General features: G+C 37.5%; 22 protein-coding genes and 1 pseudogene. 19 read left to right on the top strand and 4 right to left on the bottom strand.

Translation table 11 applies throughout. From position 1 onward, the window contains the following. The first annotated feature begins 52 nt into the window (after nt 1-52). The 9 genes from LZP85_RS10235 (at nt 53) to LZP85_RS10195 (ending at nt 8,268) form a co-directional block, all read left to right on the top strand. Complete coding sequence (locus LZP85_RS10235) at nt 53-700, top strand: VC0807 family protein (protein WP_025910279.1); 648 nt, start codon at nt 53-55, stop codon at nt 698-700. Between the two features lie 131 nt (nt 701-831). Then, nucleotides 832-1,098, top strand: a complete 267-nt coding sequence (locus LZP85_RS10230; protein WP_025910280.1) for a hypothetical protein — start codon at nt 832-834, stop codon at nt 1,096-1,098. 120 nt (nt 1,099-1,218) lie between these two features. Beyond that, a complete protein-coding gene (locus LZP85_RS10225; RefSeq protein ID WP_206782686.1) occupies nt 1,219-2,166 on the top strand; it encodes a DNA-binding transcriptional repressor DeoR in 948 nt (315 codons plus the stop codon). Between the two features lie 121 nt (nt 2,167-2,287). Then, nucleotides 2,288-3,589 carry a pyrimidine-nucleoside phosphorylase gene (locus LZP85_RS10220; protein ID WP_076512365.1) on the top strand — a complete coding sequence of 434 codons (1,302 nt, stop codon included), beginning with the start codon at nt 2,288-2,290 and terminating at the stop codon, nt 3,587-3,589. 113 nt (nt 3,590-3,702) lie between these two features. Continuing rightward, nucleotides 3,703-4,377: a deoxyribose-phosphate aldolase gene (gene deoC, locus LZP85_RS10215; RefSeq protein ID WP_119543122.1), complete on the top strand. Its 675-nt coding sequence runs from the start codon at nt 3,703-3,705 to the stop codon at nt 4,375-4,377. 88 nt (nt 4,378-4,465) lie between these two features. Continuing rightward, a complete protein-coding gene (locus tag LZP85_RS10210) occupies nt 4,466-4,867 on the top strand; it encodes a cytidine deaminase (protein ID WP_076512364.1) in 402 nt (133 codons plus the stop codon). Nucleotides 4,868-4,966: 99 nt separating this feature from the next. Then, nucleotides 4,967-6,148: a NupC/NupG family nucleoside CNT transporter gene (locus LZP85_RS10205; protein WP_206782685.1), complete on the top strand. Its 1,182-nt coding sequence runs from the start codon at nt 4,967-4,969 to the stop codon at nt 6,146-6,148. A 133-nt stretch (nt 6,149-6,281) separates the two neighbouring features. Further along, nucleotides 6,282-6,893, top strand: a complete 612-nt coding sequence (locus tag LZP85_RS10200) for an AmiS/UreI family transporter (protein WP_061785876.1) — start codon at nt 6,282-6,284, stop codon at nt 6,891-6,893. Between the two features lie 142 nt (nt 6,894-7,035). Beyond that, nucleotides 7,036-8,268: an aminopeptidase gene (locus LZP85_RS10195; protein WP_226638924.1), complete on the top strand. Its 1,233-nt coding sequence runs from the start codon at nt 7,036-7,038 to the stop codon at nt 8,266-8,268. A gap of 56 nt (nt 8,269-8,324) precedes the next feature. On the opposite strand, the gene LZP85_RS10190 is transcribed toward LZP85_RS10195, so the two are convergent. From LZP85_RS10190 to LZP85_RS10180, 3 genes are all read right to left on the bottom strand, one after another. Next, nucleotides 8,325-8,624 (bottom strand): hypothetical protein, encoded by a 300-nt coding sequence (locus tag LZP85_RS10190; protein ID WP_226638922.1) that lies wholly within the window; start codon nt 8,622-8,624, stop codon nt 8,325-8,327. A gap of 1 nt (nt 8,625) precedes the next feature. Then, nucleotides 8,626-9,180, bottom strand: a complete 555-nt coding sequence (locus tag LZP85_RS10185) for a hypothetical protein (RefSeq protein ID WP_119543127.1) — start codon at nt 9,178-9,180, stop codon at nt 8,626-8,628. A gap of 290 nt (nt 9,181-9,470) precedes the next feature. After that, the gene (locus LZP85_RS10180) at nt 9,471-9,965 is read right to left on the bottom strand and encodes a hypothetical protein (RefSeq protein WP_224840216.1); all 495 of its coding nucleotides are present in this window, start codon (nt 9,963-9,965) and stop codon (nt 9,471-9,473) included. 352 nt (nt 9,966-10,317) lie between these two features. Here LZP85_RS10180 and LZP85_RS10175 point away from each other — a divergent pair, with 352 nt between their 5' ends. The 5 genes from LZP85_RS10175 (at nt 10,318) to brnQ (ending at nt 14,539) form a co-directional block, all read left to right on the top strand. Further along, the gene (locus LZP85_RS10175) at nt 10,318-10,722 is read left to right on the top strand and encodes a hypothetical protein (protein WP_025907931.1); all 405 of its coding nucleotides are present in this window, start codon (nt 10,318-10,320) and stop codon (nt 10,720-10,722) included. Between the two features lie 366 nt (nt 10,723-11,088). Continuing rightward, complete coding sequence (locus LZP85_RS10170; RefSeq protein ID WP_025907930.1) at nt 11,089-11,427, top strand: PadR family transcriptional regulator; 339 nt, start codon at nt 11,089-11,091, stop codon at nt 11,425-11,427. A 1-nt stretch (nt 11,428) separates the two neighbouring features. Beyond that, a complete protein-coding gene (locus tag LZP85_RS10165) occupies nt 11,429-11,773 on the top strand; it encodes a DUF1048 domain-containing protein (protein ID WP_119543128.1) in 345 nt (114 codons plus the stop codon). 298 nt (nt 11,774-12,071) lie between these two features. Next, a complete protein-coding gene (locus tag LZP85_RS10160) occupies nt 12,072-13,082 on the top strand; it encodes a glycine-rich domain-containing protein (protein ID WP_061786361.1) in 1,011 nt (336 codons plus the stop codon). Between the two features lie 152 nt (nt 13,083-13,234). Beyond that, nucleotides 13,235-14,539 (top strand): branched-chain amino acid transport system II carrier protein, encoded by a 1,305-nt coding sequence (gene brnQ, locus LZP85_RS10155; RefSeq protein ID WP_206782683.1) that lies wholly within the window; start codon nt 13,235-13,237, stop codon nt 14,537-14,539. An 81-nt stretch (nt 14,540-14,620) separates the two neighbouring features. On the opposite strand, the gene LZP85_RS10150 is transcribed toward brnQ, so the two are convergent. Next, nucleotides 14,621-14,953 carry a helix-turn-helix domain-containing protein gene (locus tag LZP85_RS10150; RefSeq protein ID WP_206782682.1) on the bottom strand — a complete coding sequence of 111 codons (333 nt, stop codon included), beginning with the start codon at nt 14,951-14,953 and terminating at the stop codon, nt 14,621-14,623. Nucleotides 14,954-15,179: 226 nt separating this feature from the next. On the opposite strand from LZP85_RS10150, the gene LZP85_RS10145 reads away from it, so the two are divergent. From LZP85_RS10145 to LZP85_RS10125, 5 genes and pseudogenes are all read left to right on the top strand, one after another. After that, nucleotides 15,180-15,758, top strand: coding sequence for an HAD-IA family hydrolase (locus tag LZP85_RS10145; protein ID WP_119543895.1), 579 nt, complete (start codon nt 15,180-15,182; stop codon nt 15,756-15,758). A gap of 65 nt (nt 15,759-15,823) precedes the next feature. Next, a complete protein-coding gene (locus LZP85_RS10140; RefSeq protein ID WP_061786363.1) occupies nt 15,824-16,648 on the top strand; it encodes a thermonuclease family protein in 825 nt (274 codons plus the stop codon). Nucleotides 16,649-16,959: 311 nt separating this feature from the next. Continuing rightward, a pseudogene (locus LZP85_RS10135) lies at nt 16,960-17,079 on the top strand (arsenate reductase); the annotation flags it as partial. Between the two features lie 337 nt (nt 17,080-17,416). Continuing rightward, nucleotides 17,417-20,404: a substrate-binding domain-containing protein gene (locus LZP85_RS10130; protein ID WP_234562216.1), complete on the top strand. Its 2,988-nt coding sequence runs from the start codon at nt 17,417-17,419 to the stop codon at nt 20,402-20,404. Next, nucleotides 20,379-21,089 (top strand): LytR/AlgR family response regulator transcription factor, encoded by a 711-nt coding sequence (locus LZP85_RS10125; RefSeq protein ID WP_025907923.1) that lies wholly within the window; start codon nt 20,379-20,381, stop codon nt 21,087-21,089. Before LZP85_RS10130 ends, LZP85_RS10125 begins: the two co-directional genes overlap by 26 nt. Nucleotides 21,090-21,109 lie beyond the last annotated feature (20 nt).

Below are 21,109 nucleotides of genomic sequence, written 5' to 3'. Positions count from 1 at the left end.
TACATCATTTTCCCATATAATTACACTAACAATAGTGGAAAAGGAGAGCGCTATGAACAATTCAAAACGAGTATGGTTTGACTTGCTTTTTTACATTGCAATCCCGTACCTTATCTGGAATCAGGGAAAAGATCTTATCGGTGATTATTACGCCATTTTATTATCGACAGCCCCTGCATTCTTCTATACCATCTATACGTTTATTAAAGAGCGTCAATTTAACGTAACGGGACTGTTTCTTGTTATTACCTTGCTTGCGCGAACAATTGTAGATTTATTGTCGGGTAATGCAGAAACCATGCTGGTTAATCAGGTTTATTTTATGATTGGACTAGCTATTTTTACGTTTATAACGATTTTAGTGAAGCGTCCAATTGGGCTATATTTCTTTGTTGATACGGCCTATTTAATGGGATATAAGCGTGAAGATTCAAAAAAGCTATTCTTTGAGCAAGATCTCTTTAAAATGATGAACTGGTTAACCGTTTTATTTGCGGGGCGCTATGTGTTTTTAGCCATTGTAAAATACGTTCTTATTCAAAAGTACGGTGTTGAAGGGTATGGCAACATGATTGTCTTTCGCCAAGCAGTGACGTGGGCGTTCTCAATTTTGATCGCCATCTATACGTACTTTATTTATAAAAAGATTCAAGAGAAAACAGGAATCGATAATCCGGTGAATCCAAATATGAATGAATAATAAAAGCGCTTCCCAACATGGGAGCGCTTTTGTTACAAATACGTGAACAGTACATCAAACGTTGACACCTGCTCGCGAAAAAATAGTAAAATAAGTTGTCATAGAACTTGGATAAAGGGTAGGTGTGCAATTTGAAACTGTTAGTATGTAAAAAACAGCCGTATATAGCATTAGAAATGATCATGGTATTTTTTACAGCCATTTTTTTGATTTTAGCTTTTTTTGATTATCGTCAAACATTCTTTTTATTTTTTACACTCGGAATCGTGTTTGCTATCCGAGGCTTTGAAATGCAAGAAGGAGAGAAGAAGTCTCAGGGAACAAAGTGGCTCCTTGCGGGGGTTGCTCTTATTATGTTGAATATTGTGTTGTTTGTCGTATATGCCGTCAACCGCTAAGCCTTTCTTCGAGTAGAAGAGAGGTTTTTTTGAAAAAATGTTCAGGTAGTATTATAAAAATGTTCATTGTTTGGTAAGATAGAAAAATGAAAACGCTATACTGACGTAAAGGGGATGCTTATGGAAAGCGACAAGTTAACGAAAGCAATCGAAGCAGCAAAGATGTATTATCTGTTTGACTATAATCAAAATGAAATTGCTAAAAAGCTTGGAGTTTCAAGGCCAACTGTTTCACGCTTACTGCAACAAGCTAAATCTGAAGGCATTGTACAAATTAAAATTATCGATTCTACCATCGATGTGAAAGAGCTATCAGCTCAGCTAGAACAAACGTTTAAACTAAAAAAAGCAATTGTCGCATCTATACCTCATGAAGATCGAAACCTTGTAAAGGAAGGTTTAGGAGAAGCAGCAGCAGATTACCTTGATAAAATTGTAAAAGATGGAGATATTATTGGCATAACGTGGGGAACAACGCTTTATCATGTAGGGATGAAGCTCAAAAATAAGCGTGTAAAAGATGTGAAAGTTGTACAGTTAAAAGGTGGAGTTAGCCATTCTGAAACCAACACGTATGCTTCTGAAATACTGCATCTGTTTGGAAATGCTTATAGCACCGTTCCTCTTTATTTACCGCTTCCGGCTATTGTTGATCATGTTGTAGTAAAGCAGGCAATGGAAGCTGATCGTCATATAAAAGGAATATTAGAGCTTGGCAAAAAAGCAAATATTGCGATCTTTACGACGGGTCCTATTAAAACAGATTCTTTGCTGTTTCAGCTAGGTTATTTCACAGAAGAGGATTTAAAACAGCTAGATCCGCACGCAGTCGGTGATATTTGTTCGCGATTTTTCGATGAAAATGGGTGTATTTGCAACCCGAGCTTAAATGAACGCACGCTTGGTTTAGATTTAGAAGAACTTAAGCAAAAGGAACATTCGATCCTCGTAGCGGGAGGGGCGCACAAGGTGGAAGGTATTTACGGTGCGATAAAAGGCGGGTATGTTAATACACTAGTCACAGACCCATTTACAGCTCAGCAGCTGCTTGAAAAAGTGACATCATAAAAAACATTGAACAAATGTCAAAATAAATATTTACATTTGTTCAATGTTGAGATATAGTGAAGATGTAAGTTGTTGAAAGCGTTATAATTTTGAAAAGAAAGCGCATGGGGAGGCCATATCAATGAGAGTTGTAGATCTAATTGAAAAAAAGCGAAATGGCTTAGAATTAACAAAAAGTGAAATTGACTTTATTATTACTGAATATACAAATGGTAACTTGCCTGACTATCAGATGTCCGCACTAGCAATGGCAATTTATTTCCAAGATATGACGCAGGAAGAGCGCGTTCATTTAACTACAGCGATGGTAAACTCAGGTGATCAAATTGACTTAAGTGAAATTGAAGGCATTAAAGTAGATAAGCACAGTACAGGTGGAGTAGGAGATACAACAACGCTAGTACTTGGACCACTTGTTGCAGCGGTAGGCGTACCGGTCGCTAAGATGTCAGGTCGCGGCCTTGGTCATACGGGTGGAACAATCGATAAGCTAGAAGCTGTCCCAGGATTCCACGTTGAAATTACGAACGACGAATTTATTCGTCTAGTAAACACAAACAAACTAGCGGTTATTGGACAAAGCGGTGACTTAACGCCAGCTGATAAAAGTTTATACGCACTACGTGACGTAACGGCAACAGTTGATTCAATTCCACTGATTGCAAGCTCAATTATGAGTAAGAAGATTGCAGCGGGTGCAGACGCAATTTGTTTAGATGTTAAAACTGGAAACGGTGCGTTTATGAAAGACTTAAAAGATGCAGAAGCATTAGCACAAGCAATGGTTGAAATCGGAAAAGGTGTTGGACGAAACACAAAAGCTATCATTTCTGATATGAGTCAACCGCTTGGATTTGCGGTTGGAAACGCGCTAGAAGTGAAAGAAGCAATCGATACGTTAAAAGGTGAAGGGCCGGAAGATTTAACAGAATTATGCTTGACGTTAGGTAGCCATATGGTTATGCTTGCAAAGAAAGCAAGCAGCCTTGAAGAGGCGCGTGCGCTATTAATAGAAGTGATCGATAACGGACAAGCACTTGCAACATTTAAAACATTCCTTGAAGCACAGGGTGGAGATGCATCCGTAGTAGATGATCCATCACAGCTTCCGGATGCTTCTTATAAAATTTCGGTTCCAGCAAAAGCAGATGGCTATGTATCAGAAATTGTTGCTGAGCAAATCGGCGTAGCAGCAATGAAACTTGGTGCAGGTCGCGCAACAAAAGAATCAGTGATTGATTTAGCTGTTGGTGTAGTACTGCACAAAAAAGTAGGAGATGCTGTTAAGAAGGGCGATACGCTTGTAACAATTCATAGTAACTCTGAAAACGTGGATGAAGTAATGAACGTTATTTACGATTCTTATACAATTGTATCTGAACAGGTAGATGCACCAACGCTCATCTACAAAGAAATTCATTAATTCTAGTGCGCCTAAAGGCCACGATGGTTCAACTAGGTATTCAGTGGAAGAGAAATAGAGCTTCTACAGGTTAAAATTTTACTTTATAAGAGGATTGAAAGGAAGAATTAAACATGAGCAACGAAATTACAAAAATGATTGACCACACTTTATTAAAAGCTAACGCAACAGAAGAGCAAATTACAGTACTTGCACAGGAAGCAAAAGAATATTCATTTGCATCTGTATGTGTGAATCCAACGTGGGTTAAAAAAGCTGCTGAGTTATTACGCGATGCACAAGAAGTAAAAGTATGTACGGTAATTGGTTTTCCACTAGGGGCAAGCACACCAGAAGTAAAAGCATTCGAAACAACAAATGCAATTGAAAACGGTGCAGACGAAGTTGATATGGTCATTAACATCGGTGCGTTAAAAGACAAAAATTACGATCTAGTAGAGCGTGATATTAAAGCAGTTGTTGACGCTGCAAAAGGTAAAGCATTAGTGAAAGTAATCATTGAAGCATGTCTATTAACAGACGAAGAAAAAGTAAAAGCTTGTGAACTATCTGTTAAAGCAGGTGCGGACTTTGTTAAAACATCTACTGGCTTCTCAACAGGTGGCGCAACGGTTGAAGATGTTGCGTTAATGAGAAAAACAGTTGGACCAGACCTTGGCGTAAAAGCATCTGGTGGCGTACGAGGATTAGAAGACGCTAAAGCGATGATTGAAGCAGGTGCTACGCGTATCGGTGCAAGCTCTGGTGTTTCAATTGCTAAAGGCGAAATTAGCAACAGCTCATACTAATTCGATTAGAATCTGAAGAGAATGTCTAGCAGGTTAGCTCATACACTGAGCTAACCTGCTTTAAACCATGAAAAAGGATGATGAATGAATGGAGCCGAAAAAATTAATTGATGAAGCAATTGTTGCAAGTAAACAAGCATATGTTCAATATTCAAATTTTCATGTAGGTGCAGCTCTTTTAACAAAGGATGGAAAACTATATCACGGATGTAATATCGAGAACGCTTCCTATGGTTTAACAAACTGCGCAGAGCGCACGGCGATTTTTAAAGCTGTTTCAGAAGGTGAAAAAGAGTTTCAAGCAATCGCAGTTGTTGGGGATACAGAGGGACCAATTTCTCCATGTGGAGCTTGTCGTCAAGTTTTAGCTGAGTTCTTTTCACCAGACACAGTCGTGATTTTAGCTAATTTAAAAGGCGATCACGTTGTGACAAACATTAATGAGTTGTTACCAGGGTTCTTTTCATCAAAAGATTTACACAAAACGTAAAGAATTGTTTTGAAAAAAACGCTCTCGGCAGCAGCTGTTTAAGGCCTATAAGGATAGGATTTAAATGGGAATTTATACAACTAGTGGGGAGTCTATTACATGCAATACTTAATTGGAATACTAGGGTTATTAATTGTGTTTGGTTTAGCATTTTTAGCAAGTAACAATAAAAAAGGCATTAAGTATAAGCCAATCCTTATTATGATTGTGCTTCAACTGCTGCTTTCAATGCTTCTATTAAACACAAAGTTTGGTTTTATCATCATTGATGCAATTGCAACAACGTTTAATAAATTATTGGAATATGCTGCTGAAGGAATTGAATTTGTATTTGGTGGCTTAGCGAACGACGGAACAGCTCCATTTTTCTTAACGGTTTTGCTTCCAATCGTATTTATCTCTGTATTAATTGGGATTCTACAGTACTTTAAGATTTTGCCTTTCATCATGAAGGGTATTGGTCTTGTTTTAAGCAAAATTAACGGAATGGGAAGACTTGAATCTTATAACGCAGTAGCTTCTGCGATTGTAGGTCAATCAGAAGTATTTATCACAGTAAAGAAACAGCTGGATAAACTACCTCCAAACCGTCTATATACATTATGTGCGTCTGCAATGTCAACGGTTTCAATGTCAATTGTTGGTGCGTACATGACAATGATTGAGCCAAAGTACGTAGTAACAGCAATCGTTATTAACTTATTTGGTGGTTTCATCATTGCGTCGATTATTAATCCGTATACAGTAACGACAGATGAAGATATTTTAGAAGTGCAAGATGAAGAAAAACAAACGTTCTTTGAAATGATTGGCGAATATATCATGGATGGATTTAAAGTAGCCATCATTGTAGGGGCAATGCTTATTGGATTCGTTGCGCTAATCGCAGCCATTAACAACGTATTTGAAATGATTCTTGGAATTTCGTTCCAAGAAATTCTTGGCTATGTATTTGCACCATTTGCCTTCATTATGGGTATTCCAGGTTCAGAAGTGGTAGCTGCTGGTGGAATTATGGCAACAAAGCTTGTAACGAATGAGTTTGTGGCGATGATGAGCTTAGCGGATATGTCTGGACAGTTTAGTGAGCGTACGCTAGGAATTGTTTCTGTATTCTTAGTGTCATTCGCAAACTTCTCTTCAATTGGTATTATTTCTGGAGCTGTTAAAGGCTTAAGTGAAAAACAAGGAAACACAGTGGCTCGCTTTGGATTACGCTTATTGTACGGTGCAACGTTAGTAAGTGTGTTATCAGCGATTATTGTAAGCTTTATTTTATAAAACAAATGAAGAAGGAAAAGCATTTCTGCTGCGGGCAGGATTGCTTTTTTCTTTTGTGGGAAGATAAGAATCATACAGTACTTCGAGCACATATAAAGGAGGTAGTAAAGAGTCTAGTATTCTTTACGACAACATGGACAGCATTGGATTATTACTATCAGGAGCAGCGCTGTTTTTAAACGGGCTGATGCTTTTAGGAAAAGCAAACGATAAAAACGTCGGGGTGTTTAACCTATTTGTCGGCGTCTTTCAAATGATTGCGCCGTTTTATTTAATTATTGTTTCAGATCAAACAAACTGGGTGCTTTACGAAAAAGCCGCTATTTTCTTATTTGGCTTAACGTATTTGTATGTTGGTGTAACCGTTATCAAAGGAATGGAAGGAACAGGCCTTGGCTATTATTCGCTTTGGGTATCGATTTTAGCTCTTGTTTATATGACCATCGCTTTTACAAGATATGGTGACGTTGTAAACGGCTTAACGTGGTTGCTGTGGGCATTTCTTTGGTTTCTATTTTACTTTATCAACACGCAGGAGCGGGATATTACAGAATATGTGGGAAAAGTCGCCGTTGTCCAGTCGTGGATTACGCTTACCATCCCGGCACTCTTTAACTTAACAGGCGTATGGGGAGCAGAAGGTCTTTACTACATGTGGATTGCTGTGCTGTCAGCTGCCATTTTATACTTTATCTACCTAGGTTATAAGTTATTCTTTAATGAGCGACGCGTGCTGATGAAATAAAAAAAGTCCTAATCGATGTGATTAGGACTTTTTTTATTTTCTGTAATTTTATTATGTAAACTAAAAACGCAAATATTATCATTGCGCTATTCGTTTATGCTAAAATAACAGTGGAAGAATTTTTTAGTAAAGGGGACAGATTATGTTAAATTTTGAACGCAATATTGAAAAGTACGCTGAGCTAGCGGTTAAGGTTGGCGTCAATATTCAACCAGGGCAAGTTTTACATATTTCTGCTGATGTTGCATCGGCATCATTCGTACGTGAAGTAGCTAAAAAAGCGTATGAAGCTGGCGCAAAGTCAGTTGACGTTGATTTTAAAGATGATTATCTTGTTCGCTTGAAGTATGAAAAAGCAGCGGATGAAGTATTTGAAGAATTCCCAGCTTGGCGAGTTCAAGAACGCGAAGTGCTTGTTGAAAATGGAGGAGCTGTTTTATCCGTTATCTCAAGCAGTCCCGATCTATTAAAAGGCGTAGACGGAAAGCGTATCGCAACGTTCCAACGTGTAAGCGGTCAAGCGATGAAAAAGTTTAGAGAAGCCATTCAATCTGATAAAATTAGCTGGTCAATCGTAGCCGTACCATCAAAAGAGTGGGCGGCAAAGGTATTCCCTGACGCACCGGAAGATAAGCAAGAAGAAAAGCTATGGGGAGCGATTTTCAAAGCGGTACGTGTGGACCAAGAAGATCCGGTAGCTGCTTGGACAAAACATAACGACAATCTACATGAAAAAGTGGATATCCTAAATGAAAAGCACTTTGCAAAACTACACTATAAAGCACCAGGTACAGATTTAACAATTGAACTACCTGAAAAGCATATTTGGGTAGGCGCTGGAAGCGTGAACGAAAAAGGGCATGACTTCATGGCGAACATGCCAACAGAAGAAGTGTTCACCGTTCCGAAAAAAGACGGTGTGAACGGCCAGGTGACAAGCACAAAGCCATTAAGCTATGCAGGTAACCTGATCGAAAACTTTACGCTTACGTTTGAAAACGGAAAAATTACAGGCGTTAAAGCAGAGCACGGAGAAGAAACGTTAAAGCAGCTAATTGATACAGATGAAGGAGCAAAATATTTAGGTGAAGTGGCGCTAGTACCGCATAACTCACCCATTTCCCAGTCTGATATCATTTTCTACAACACGCTGTTTGACGAAAACGCATCAAATCACTTAGCGATTGGCAGCGCGTATTCTTTCTGCTTAGAAGGCGGAAAAACAATGTCAAAAGACGAGCTAGCTGAAAACGGAGCAAACGACAGCATCACCCACGTTGACTTCATGGTTGGCTCAGCTGAAATGGACATCGACGGCATTAAAGCTGACGGTACAAGTGAGCCTGTGTTTAGAAAAGGGAACTGGGCGTTTTAATCAAAGCAAAACCACACCGGTTATAGGTGTGGTTTTGTTTTGGTAAACTAAATAGGTTAAAGCTTTTCTAGCCAATGCTTCAGCCATTGAACTGGTATTTTAATCAAGTCTAAGTTAAGAGTTTGTAACTCAGATAGCGTGAACGTATTTGAAAGAAACAACTCCCACTGAGCGTCTATATCTAGGATCACATCTATTGCTTTATCATTCAACAAAAGGTTTTGATTATCACCTTCATCGGTTTCATGTATGTAGAGAGAGCACCAATCCACCAACGTTTTGTGAGAGAGTTCTTGATTTACAGCAAGCGTAATAAGAATATGTAAATTTTGAGATGAAAACTCATGACGATTCATATTATAAAACGCTCGCTGCCTCATTAATTCTCATTACGGGATCTTGATCATGAAATCCAATACAAACGTTCACTTTAGGAAAAGCATTCACCTCATTGTAAGCTCTCATGTATTCTAAAACTGTCCGTACAATGAGATAAAGTGTTGAGCCTATGGGTTCGTTTGTATCGTCGAAGCCATGAGATTCATATAAATTGCCAAACGTTGCTAGACTTGGTCCATTTATTTCATCAACCCATTCACATGCCCACTCATCATCGTCCTCTTCAAGTGGCTGATAATCTTCACAGATAAAAAGCGTACTATCCCAATCATTATCTAAGTCGTACTCAAAGTAAATGGCTTTGGCACCTTCAGAATATGCAACTGTTAAACCTTGAGCCAAGAGATCTTGTAATGCCTCTTGGTAGTCTTTTAATGAAACGAGCTGAATAGCTTTTGCTATATCAGTTCCGCAAAGTTTTGTGCAAATATCAAAATAGCGCTGTTCAATTTCTTGTATAGGAGAAGTTTGTATATCTTTTTGTAGTAGGTCTAAATAATCATAAATATCCATTTGCACCGCTCCGTTCAGTGTAGGGTATACTTATTTTACCATACTTAAACAAATGAATAAGCACAAAAAAAGCAGTACTCAATCCGTACTGCTTTCTTTGTCTTCTTTTTTATTTCCTTTAAACATATGATAATACGTAAATGCTAAGCACCCTGCTCCGGCGAAGGAACAGAAGTACTTTAGGAATTGAATTGGATCGATGATGAAAACCTCCTTAGATTGGGTATGTATATGATATAGCTTGTGCAATAAAAGGAGGTTTATGATACCGATAAGAAAAAAATACCAGATTATAGTTCGTAAGGCTCGCGGAACGCAAGGTGATTTTGTAAATCTTCAATACCTAACGCTTTGTTAAGCGTCTTTTTCATTACATCATATTGATAGATATGGTGAAACTGATTCTTTTTTGGCGTGCTGCAAACAATTGACGCTTCCGCTCCATTTTTATCTGTGAAATGGATTGTCAGTTCTCCAAAATAACGCTGGACAGGTGCACCTTTAACGCCTTTTTCATTTTTGACGTGCTTGATAAATTCAGCACGCTGAATGCGGTGGAGAGGAATCATGGCAACTTGGTTAATTAATAAATGCTCTTCATACATTTCAATTTTTGAAATGGCAACCTGATCAATTCCTTCTGCTGATTTTACTTGCCCAGTAACTGAAACGATAGGCTTATGAACAGTTTGGTCATCCGAGCGTGGATTGGTTTTTAGAAACCAAAGTCTTGCCAGTAATGCAAGAACAGCTGCTGCTAAAAAGCTGATGATTAGTAAGTTCATTTCGTTCCCTCCCTTTTCACTTCAAAAAGCATATTACGTGACGTCAAGTAACAATATGATTACAATTTATGTATAGGTTCGACAAGAAAACCAGACAATCCTTCTTTATCCAATAATTTTAGCCACATACGTTAAATAACTATAAAACCCTGCATTATCAACGATAAAATAAAGAAATGGTGCATTTTAAGCAAGAGTTTTATGGTAATGTATGGTTAAGTGTTTACATAGGTACTTTCTCATATTTTGATTATGTTACAAATTTTACACATATTTTTGAGTCGTTATCGTGTATAATCACTTTTGTGCAACATGATCACGATATACATAAAGGTGTAAGGAGGCACACATTTTGTCTTTAGGAGTAAAGAAAATTATATTACTTATTTTACTTGTGGTTTGTTTAGGCTTACTTGTCGTGCAGTTTACGAATCGAGGAACAACGCCAACTGCCAAGCAAGCTGAAGAAACGTTAGATAAATTACCAGCGCAAGAAACTGTTAACGAAAAGGTGAAAGGCGATAAAGAAGAGCGTAAATACCGAGTTTACTATATTACAATTGATAAAGTAGAAGATGGACGCTACTATGGAACGACAAAAGAAGGAACTGGTATTTCATTTTTGGAGGCAAAGGTAAACGAACCGCTGCCAAAAGGGCTTGAAAAAGGTGATATCGTCAAAGCGTATTTTGATCTGGAGTTCAGTACAAACGGTATTGTGAAAGTTGAAGAGGTTGATGAAATTCCAGAAGAATAGGGTTTAATAAAAATAAGCTGAATGGCAAACAAGTCGTTTCATTGAAGAGACATAGGGAATAGGCTATTAAGTAAAAGACCAAATCGCATATGATTTGGTCTTTTCTTTTATCTTATATAAAAACGATTAGTCATGATTAAAATGAAAAGATAGCTATTGATACTTAACCATTCTTGAATAGGAGGGTCAGTCTAAATAAGTTAGAAGGTCTTATATCTCATAAGTAAACATTGCTTGTTTCTTGACTAATCACTAATATGTGATACTATATAGTAGTAGTTAGTATTACTTATTAGTGAGTTATAAAACATCTTTTATGTAAGAGTTTAATCAAAATAATGTAAAGTACCAATGGAGGGTGAACATTTGGAAAATATTACAGAAATGCTAAAAGGGGTGCTTGAAGGCTGCGTCCTTGAAATTATCAGCCGAGGCGAAACGTACGGATATGAAATTACGCAGCAATTGCGTCAGCTTGGCTTCACTGATGTAGTTGAAGGAACAGTGTATACGATTACTATGAGGCTTGAGAAAAATAAGCTTGTAGACATCGAGAAAAAACCATCCACTATGGGACCACCTCGAAAGTTTTATACACTTAACGCAGCGGGACAAGAGCATCTTGAAGCATTTTGGACGAAATGGGATTTTGTATCAAGCAGAATAAATGAGTTAAAAGTGAAAAGTATAAAGGGAGGTAAATAACATGAATTTCTTTGAGAAAATCATTGGAAGTTTGGATGAAAAAAGAGAATGGCGAGCGATGGAATCTCGTGCAAAAGCACTTCCAACCGAGTATCGAAACGCTTATAAAGCCATTCAAAAATATATGTGGACAGCTGGTGGTGGTCCAACCGATTGGGAAGGAAGCAAACGTATCTTTGGCGGAATTATCGACCTTTTTGAAGAAGGAGCAGCAGAAGGGAAAAAAGTGACGGATCTCACAGGCCAGGACGTAGCTGCTTTTTGCGATGACCTTGTGCAGGATGAGCAAACATGGAAGGATAAATACCGAAAAAGATTGAACGATACCATCGGTCGTGGTGAATAAATATCGTTAAAGTAAAGACGCTTTCATAAAATAAAGGAATACAAAAACGCTAGGGAATCACATCCCAAGCGTTTTTTATTTGTGAATTTCTAGAGTTAATCGGTTAGTTGAGAAGTCTTCTTAAGCTTCTGAACAAGTGAACTCCAACATTCGGGGTTCTTTTTTGAATGAAAATAAACATTATTCACCATATCTATTGTAGTAAAAAAGATAGTTACCTTGACATATTTGATATATGGTAAAATATACAATATAGGTAAGAGATAGAGATTGAAGAGTGAGGAGAGAGAAAATAAAAGTGGGAGTTCTAATTATTGTAGCAGCAGTTATTATTGCTGTAATTATTATTGTGAAATCAACAAGGAGCCAAAAACCAAAGCGATCATTTCTTTATGACCGAGAAGTGCCAAATCACCTCGGTATTCGATATGGGGAAAAAGGAGCTGCACTCGAAGAGAGTTTCGAAAGCTCTTTATCTACTTCATATATTGAACAGGTGAAGGAAAGAGTGGCGAAAGAGCACGAGATGAAGCCTCATGAAATGGAGTGGGCGACCTTTGAGCTTAAGCGCTACTTTGTAATGAACGCTATTATTAAGAATGTACCCATGTTTAGCTCCAAAGTAGATGATGTGTGGCATGAAATGATTATGTTTACGATGGACTATGAGCGATTTACAAAAGAATTTTATAGCCGGTTCTTACACCATCAGCCCAATACGAACAGCGAAGCAAGCTCTGAGCCAGGGAAGCGTGCGTTCTTTGACTGGTTGTACACGCATTTGTTTGATGTAAAAGATAATAGTCGCCTTCTATGGGGGAGGTTTTTCCAACATCCTATTCCGCGTTCTATACTGAAAGATTTTCATCAACTATCCGAAGAAAAGCTAATTGATAAATATTTTACGCCTTCCGACGAATGGGATGAACTTAAGACAGCGCTTATTCGTCAAATGAAAGGTGAAATTAAGCAAGCTGAACATCTAAAGCAAAATGCTAAAAAAGAGCCGTTCTCTAAAAAGTCAAAGAAAGTAACAGAAGCTACGCTATTTCAAGCCTTTATTTTTTATTCCTTATATGCAGCTGAAGACTTTGGCTATTATATGGATATGTTGATGAAGCGGCCGGAAGCATCAGATAGTGGAACATACTCCAGCGGCTATGCTTGTTCCACACCCATGGATGATTACGACCATAAGCACGGACACGGCGGTCATGACAACAATGATTCGTTTTTTGACGGTGGGGGAGATAGCGGAGGATCAAGTTGTTCGAGTTCAAGCTGTGGCAGCGGATGCGGTAGTTCGTAACGAATTTTTTGAAAAATAACAATATACGTATTGACAGTTTGTTTGTTGTTCGTTAAAATTACACTTTGTGTATGAAATATCTACATTTTTCGACAATACACTCGTCTCATTCGAGAGGCGAGTTTTATTGTGTAAAAGGAGCATATAACGAAATGAAACAAGTAACTGTTAAAGACAATATCGTAATTGGTTTCATGCTGTTTGCGCTGTTTTTTGGAGCTGGAAATCTGATTTTCCCTCCTTTTTTAGGGCAGGAAGCAGGAGAAGCATTTTGGCCAGCGATGATTGGCTTTGTTTTAACAGGAGTAGGACTTCCAATACTAGGTGTGATTGCAATTTCCACAGTGGATAACGGAGTTCAAGCACTAAGCGGTAGGGTACACCCGATATTTGGACTTATTTTTACAACCGTATTATATTTGATGATTGGACCGTTTATGGGAATTCCACGCGGTGCGAACGTAGCTTATGAGATGGGACTAGCACCATTTTTAGGAGAGAACGTAGGTGGTGTATCTCTAGCGCTTTTTTCAATTGCCTTTTTTGCACTTGTATACTGGCTTAGCTTAAACCCAGCGAAAATCGTAGATCGAATTGGCAGTTTGCTAACGCCATTTTTATTACTGACAATTGCTTTAATTGGTTTTACAGGATTATTCAATCTTGAACCGTCCTTCAGTAACGTAACGGAAAAGTATGAAAGTGCCCCATTTTTTACAGGCTTTATGGAAGGGTATTTAACGATGGATACCATTGCTTCATTAGCGTTTGGAATTGTGGTGATTTCGGCAATTAAAGCCAAAGGTATTACGGCGAGAAAAGCCATTATAAATACGACGATGAAAACAGGTATCATTGCAGGTATTGCCTTATGTAGCGTGTACATACTCATTGGTGTATTAGGAGCGAGAATGGGAAGTGTGTCCACGTTCCAAAACGGAGGCGAGCTTTTAACAGCAGCAGCAGAGCAATTTTACGGAGCTGCGGGTGTTATTTTATTAGGAGCTACTGTAGGGGTTGCTTGCTTTACAACGTGCGTTGGGCTAATTACAGCTTGCGCTCAGTATTTTACAAGTATTCTTCCAAATGTTTCTTATCAGAAAATTGTTACAGTACTAACGATTGGGAGTTTACTGCTAACAAATGTGGGACTTAACCAGATCATTTCTCTATCTGTTCCGATACTAACTATGATTTATCCGCTAACGATCATGCTTGTTGTGCTTTCGTTTTTTCACTCTTATTTTCAAGGGTCAAACGTTATCTATATTAGTACGCTTTTATTGACAGGAATCGTTAGCGTATACGACGGACTTGTATCAGTAGGATTGCCGTCCATATTTGCTTGGTTACCTTTATACGCTCAAGGGTTAGGGTGGATTGTACCAGCAGTGATTGGCATTGTGATTGGTTTATTATTTATCCCAAAAACAAAAAATTCTTCTCGTTTAACTTAATTGTCAGAATATTTTGTTCAAATTAAACTGAAGACATATAAAAAGAGCGAAGGGGAGAATACTACCCCAACGCTCTTTTTATTATTTCAGCCATTCTTTATTTTCTCGTTTGAGTTTGATCGCTAAATCAGCAATAATATTTTCTAAATCTCGTACTTTTTGTTTTAGCGCCTGATTTTCTTGTTGAAGATTCATCATGTGTTTGTCGGTTTTTGATTCGATTTTCGTTTCTTTATCGTTTTTTGAAGCGAAATCATTAGAAAGTTTTCGGTTTTCGTTTTTAACAGTTATTTCTTTTTTCCAGTTGTAAATCGTTGAGATATGAACATGAAGCTGATCGGCAATGTCTTTTGGTTTCATTCCTTTGGCTAACAGCGATTGTGCTAGTAAGCGTTCGTCTTCTTTCGTATTCAACGTAGCTCCTCCTCTAAAAGGTAACTGTATGTAAAACCGAGGTGTTTCTTCTATTGTAAATGACATTCGCTTACATCCACAACATTATTTTCTAAAAGCGAATAACTAAAGTCGAAAAACGAAAATGACAAGAAAATGATAATTAAAAACGAATTCGAAATTCAAATGACATCGAGCCAAAAGTTTGGTATGATTAGAACGGTTTTGAAAAAGAGAGGTTGATAAGATGAACATTTTATGGGATTTTGATGGTACCATTTTCGATACATATCCAACAATAGTAAAAGCATTCAAAAAGCTTGTAAAAGACGATTCCGTTACGGAAGCTGAAATCTTGAAACAAATGAAGATTTCATCGGAAGTTGCGATTAAGCACTTTAATGTGGAAAAATCAGTGTTTGATGAAAATTTCCATGTGCTTGAGCATCAGCTAAGTCCTGAAGACAAGCCGGCATTTCCCCATGTAGAAGACGTACTAAAGTGGGCTGATAAAAACGTGATTGTAACGCATAAATCACGCGAGTCTACTCTTGCTATTTTAGCGTACTTTGGGATGAAGGACTATTTTACAGAAATCATTACAAAAGACGATGGATACAAGCGTAAGCCGGATACAGGAGCTTATGCGTATCTTCACGATAAATATCATCTTGATTTAGTTATTGGTGACCGTGAGTTAGATTTAAAGCCTGCGCGTGAGCTTGGTATTAAAACGTGTGCTTTTCAAAACGATGCGCTTGAAGCAGATTATCATTTAACGTCATACGATCAATTTTTTAACAAAGTTATAGACAAAAACTCGTGATAAGCGATTCGCGAGTTTTTTGTTTTTTATGCATAAATGGAAGCAAAAGTAAGAGGTGGAATGAATTGAATAGGTTACAAAAGACGCTTGGTTTTCTCTTGATTTTAATACTCGCGGTTCTAAGCGGGTGTGGAACAGAAACAAGTGAATCAAACGAAAAGAAAGCAACGCAGCCGACAGAAGAAGAAACAAATGTAAGTCAGTCCGGAGATGAAAACGAGGTGGAGTCTTCACTGAAGCGTGAAGACGTTATTGGAGTAGCAGCAAAGGTTACGAGAGTAGTGGATGGAGACACAGTCAAAGTAGAACTTTTAAATGGAAAGGAAGAAACGGTACGTCTCATTCTCGTAGACACCCCTGAAACAAAGCATCCGCAGCTAAAGGTTCAACCGTTTGGACCAGAAGCATCTGACTATACAACAGAGCACTTAACAAACCAAGAAGTAACGCTTGAGTTTGATGCAGAAGAGCGCGATCGCTATGGCCGTTTGCTTGCGTACATATGGGTAGACAGCAAGTTGTTTAATGAAGAGCTTGTGGCAAAAGGTCTGGCACGCGTAGCGGTCTTTCCTCCCAATACGAAATATGTGGACGAATTTCGTAAAACGCAGGACCAAGCTCGAAAAAACAAGCTGGGTATCTGGAGCATTGAAAACTATGTAGAAGAAAAAGGCTATAACTCTGAAGTAGCCAGAGGTATAAAAGAAAAAGAAGAAGACGAATCAGCGGAGCTAAACGAGCGCTGTGAAAATAAAATTAAAGGCAACAAAAATTCAAAGATTTACCACGTCCCAACTGGTGCCCACTATGACCAGAAGATGAACAACGTGCAGTGGTTCTGTACGGAAGAAGAAGCAGAGGAAGCTGGTTATCGTCAGTCAAAGAATTGATGATTCTAACATTAGATTGTTTTTAGGCTGTTGAGATGAAATTGCTCAGCAGCCTATTTTATGCTCTTTGGAAAATACCAAGACAAAATCCTCCTTTCACCCTCATTTTTCATCGTCTCCGCTAAATAAACGTTGTATGTTATTTCAGCCCACATAGCAGTAGTTGCCCATAGAGTTTTAGTAATCAGGTTCTTCAATTCAACAGAAGGTCCGACGAAGTGGGCGATTGAAGACGAAGGCTTCGGTGGCGAACAAAGTATCTCATTAAAACGTACATCGACAGGACAAGCAGTGGTTAATATTCAACAAGATTAGTTGTGACACTATGCGGACACGCAGTAGAGTATTGATTTGTAACTTTTCTACATGTGAAACAAGTTCACTGGGGTTTTGATGACTCGTCAAAAGCAGAAGGAACAGATGAAGAAAAATGTCATTCATAATTCTATGCTTTTATGTAACGCTCCATAGACGAATTAACGAAATAAATATCTTTCCTTTTAGTAATATCAAAAAGACGAGTCCCTGTTTTAATCCATTCCTTCTTTAATAAAGGCCTGGCAGCCTGATGGGTAAGTATTGTTAGACTAATCAATATAGTCAAGCTTATAATAAGAAAAGTATAATTTGTAAAGCGATTACAATAATCATTAGAAATAAATAATTGATTCCAAATTAATTTTCAAGTATTGTAAAAAAAACTTAAAGTAAGGGATTCATCATATAGAATCCATATTATATTTTTTTAACTAACTAGGGGCGAAACAAATGAAGGATTCCAAATATATTTCACAACCAGGCTTTGCTGATACTGGGATGATTTTTAAGTTTGTACAAAAAAGCAACGAATTTATTCATACTTTTTTCGAGGGAGAATTACTGTATAGATTGGGAATTAATCGAGAGGATATGGTAGGAAAGACGCTTCATGATTTTTATTGGGATGATATTGAGACTGCCAATTTACTAGATGGTTATTACAAAAAAGCATGGGAAGGACATTACATTGAATATGAAGGTAAATTTAGAGGTATCTATTATGTAACTTATTTAAGACCTTTATTTCATAAGGATAAAGTAGCTGAAGTAGTCGGAACTTGCGTGGACATTACTAACAAAAAGATTATGGAAGAGGACATTCTTCAAAAAGAACAAGAACGAAAATTAATGAATTCCTATGCATTCCAGCGTAGTTTGATTGACCGGTTAGATAGTGGGATTGCACTAACAGATTGCAATAAAAAAATAAGGCTCTTAAATAGGAAATTTTACGAGCTTTTCCAGTTGAAGGGGGAAATTGATTGCCATATTGGGATGCATGCTTCGGATTTACATTACCTTTTTGATAAAGAAATCAAGAAAATTAAGCTCGAAAATACAGAAAAACGAACGAGAACTACGAAAGAAATTAAAATAGATACAGGTATGACACTACGCTACAATTGTTTTCCTTTAAATGAGGAAAATGATTTTGTAGGCTACTTGTGGGAGTTTGAGGATATCACAGAACAAAAAAAAATGGAAAGAGCCATTATTCACGCAAAAGAAGAAGCTGAAAAAGTGAATATGGCCAAATCAAGTTTTTTGTCTAAGATGAGTCATGAACTGCGTACGCCGCTGAATGGAATTCTAGGTTTTGCTCAGTTATTGGAGATGGATGAATCTTTAAATGAACAACAGCGTGATTTTGTACAAGAGATTTTAAGTGGAGGAAGCCATTTATTAAGTTTAATTAATGATATTTTAGACGTGTCAAGAATAGAAACAGGAAATTTAAAAATTTCTGTAGAGGAAGTTCATCTTCTAACTGTCATCAAGGAATGTATCAATATTGTACAACCACTGGCTAAGAAGAAGAATATCAGTATTTATAGCCAATTGGATCAATGGGAAGATATGATCGTTCTTGCTGACCCTATACGTCTTAAACAAATCTTGCTGAACCTACTTGATAATGCTATTAAATACAATCAAGAAAATGGAAAAGTCATCGTTTTCTGTCGTTTACAAGAGAATAAGCAGTACATTCATATCGTAGATACAGGTGTGGGTTTTTCTGTAGAGGAATATACTAAAGTGTTTGTTCCATTTTATCGAATTGAAAGTACAAAAGAAGAAGGTACAGGCATTGGGTTATCTTTAGTTAAACAGCTGGTGAATCTAATGGGAGGGGAGATTAATGTAACAAGCAATAAAGGAACAGGAAGTGAGTTTTGCTTTAGCCTTCCTCTTCCCAATGATTTAAAGACTGTCATACAATGGGGTGAACAAACTGAGTTTCCTCCCACAAATAATAGGAAGGAAGATAACTATCGTTTGCTATATATTGAAGATAACGAATCCAACTTGCACTTAGTAAGTAATATCATTAAATCGCAGCCTTCCTATACGCTCTTATCAGCTCGTACAGGAAAAGAAGGAATAGAAATTGTAGCAAACGAAAAAATAGATTTGGTTCTTCTAGATATTAACCTCCCAGATATTAACGGATATGAAGTATTTGAAATTTTAAAAGCAGGCAAAGAAACCAAAGATATTGCTGTCATCGCTGTAAGTGCAAATGCAATGCCAAAGGATATTCAATATACATTGGATAAAGGATTTGATAACTATTTAACAAAGCCCATTCATGTACAAGAGTTTTTGACAATCCTAAGTGAAACGCTAAACAATACAATTAATCAAAATATTCCAGATCATAAAATTTTAAGTACAGGACCACATGGCGAGGAAGCTGTCTCAGCAAAAACACTTCGGTTATCTTTGGAAGAGCTAAAAAAAATTAAGAAAAAGAAATATAAGGCTGCTATTGCTATGCATTATACTGGAAGTGATTGGTCAAGGTCTCAATTGGAAGGAATGCAAACTACTTTTGAGAAAATGGGCATCGAGATAGTAGCTATGACAAATGCAGAATTTAAATGGAAAAAGCAAGTAGCTGACATTGAAAGCATTTTAGACAAAAAACCGGATATCCTGGTGAGCATTCCAGTTGATCCAGAATTGACTGCAAACGTATATCAAAAAGCGGCCCAAGCTGGTGTGAAGCTGGTGTTTATGGACAATATACCGAATGGTTTGCAGCATGGGAAAGATTATGTAAGTATTGTTTCTGCTGACAATTATGGAAATGGCATTGAATCGGCCAATATCATGGCTGAGAAGTTAGATAGAAAAGGTAAGGTTGGGATTATCTATCATGAGGCTGATTTTTTTGCAACCAAACAAAGAACGGAAGCATTTGAAAAAACTATAAAGGAAAAGTACCCTAACATTCAAATTGTCGATCGCAGGGGAATTACTGATTCGAATGATGGAGAAAAAGTGGCATCTGCTATGATTGCTGAACATCAGGATTTAAATGGTATTTTTATTGTATGGGATGTACCGGCTGAAGGAGCTTTGAGGGCAACTCGTACTGCAAAAAAAAGCAATTTAGTCATTACGACAATAGATTTGGGTATGAATGTCGCCTTGGAAATTGCACAGGATGGACCTATTAAAGGACTAGGTGCCCAGCTACCATACCAGCAAGGAGTCGCCGAAGCGATTCTAGCAGGGTATGCCCTGCTTGGAAAACAAGCGCCATCTTATGTAGCCGTTCCGTCTCTAAAAGTAATGAAAGAAAATGTAATTGATGCTTGGCAGCTCGTTTATCATGAAGATGCTCCAGATATTATTCAAAGTGTTGCGAAATCAAGAAACGCTAGGGAAAAGGGGGAACAACAAGATGAAAGTATTGATCGCAGACGATGATGTTACCTCAAGAAAATTGTTAAGGTACTTTATTGAGAGTTTATCCAAATATAAAATTGTCGGAGAGGCCGCCAACGGTGAAGAATTGATACACTATGTTACGAAAGAAAAACCGGATCTTGCTTTAGTAGATATCGGAATGCCCTTATTGAATGGGATGGAAGCGGTTAAAGCATGTAAAGAACTTCTCCCGGCTTTACAAGTTATTTTTATTACTGGCCATGATGATTATGCACTTGAGGCATTTAACGTAAAGGCAGTGGACTATATTTTAAAGCCAATTGATAGAAATCGTTTATATAGTGCTTTAGAGAGAGCCTCCCAAGCGTCTATTTCACTAGTTGATAAAGAACATTCATTTAAAAAGGATCTAATGATTAAACAGCAGAAAAATATAATTTTTATTCCATTAGAAGAAATTATCTTTATTGAAAGACTTGATCGGAAATCTGTCATTCATACTAAAAATGGTAAATTCGAGACAAATGAAGCTTTAACTAGCTTGGAAGGTGCCGTTGATTCTAGGTTTATGATATCTCATAGATCTTATATTATAAATGTGGAACTTTTAACAAGAATCGAAGCAACGGGTCAAATGTATAAAGCCTATTTTAAAGATTATAAGGAAACTGCAAGGATTTCCAAGCATAAAGTAGACAATCTGCAAAGGTACAAATTATTATAAAACATGGAGCTCAGCAATAA

Source organism: Priestia flexa (genome assembly GCF_021441905.1).
GTDB classification, from domain to species: domain Bacteria; phylum Bacillota; class Bacilli; order Bacillales; family Bacillaceae_H; genus Priestia; species Priestia flexa.
This window is presented reverse-complemented; position numbering and strand designations above follow the sequence as displayed.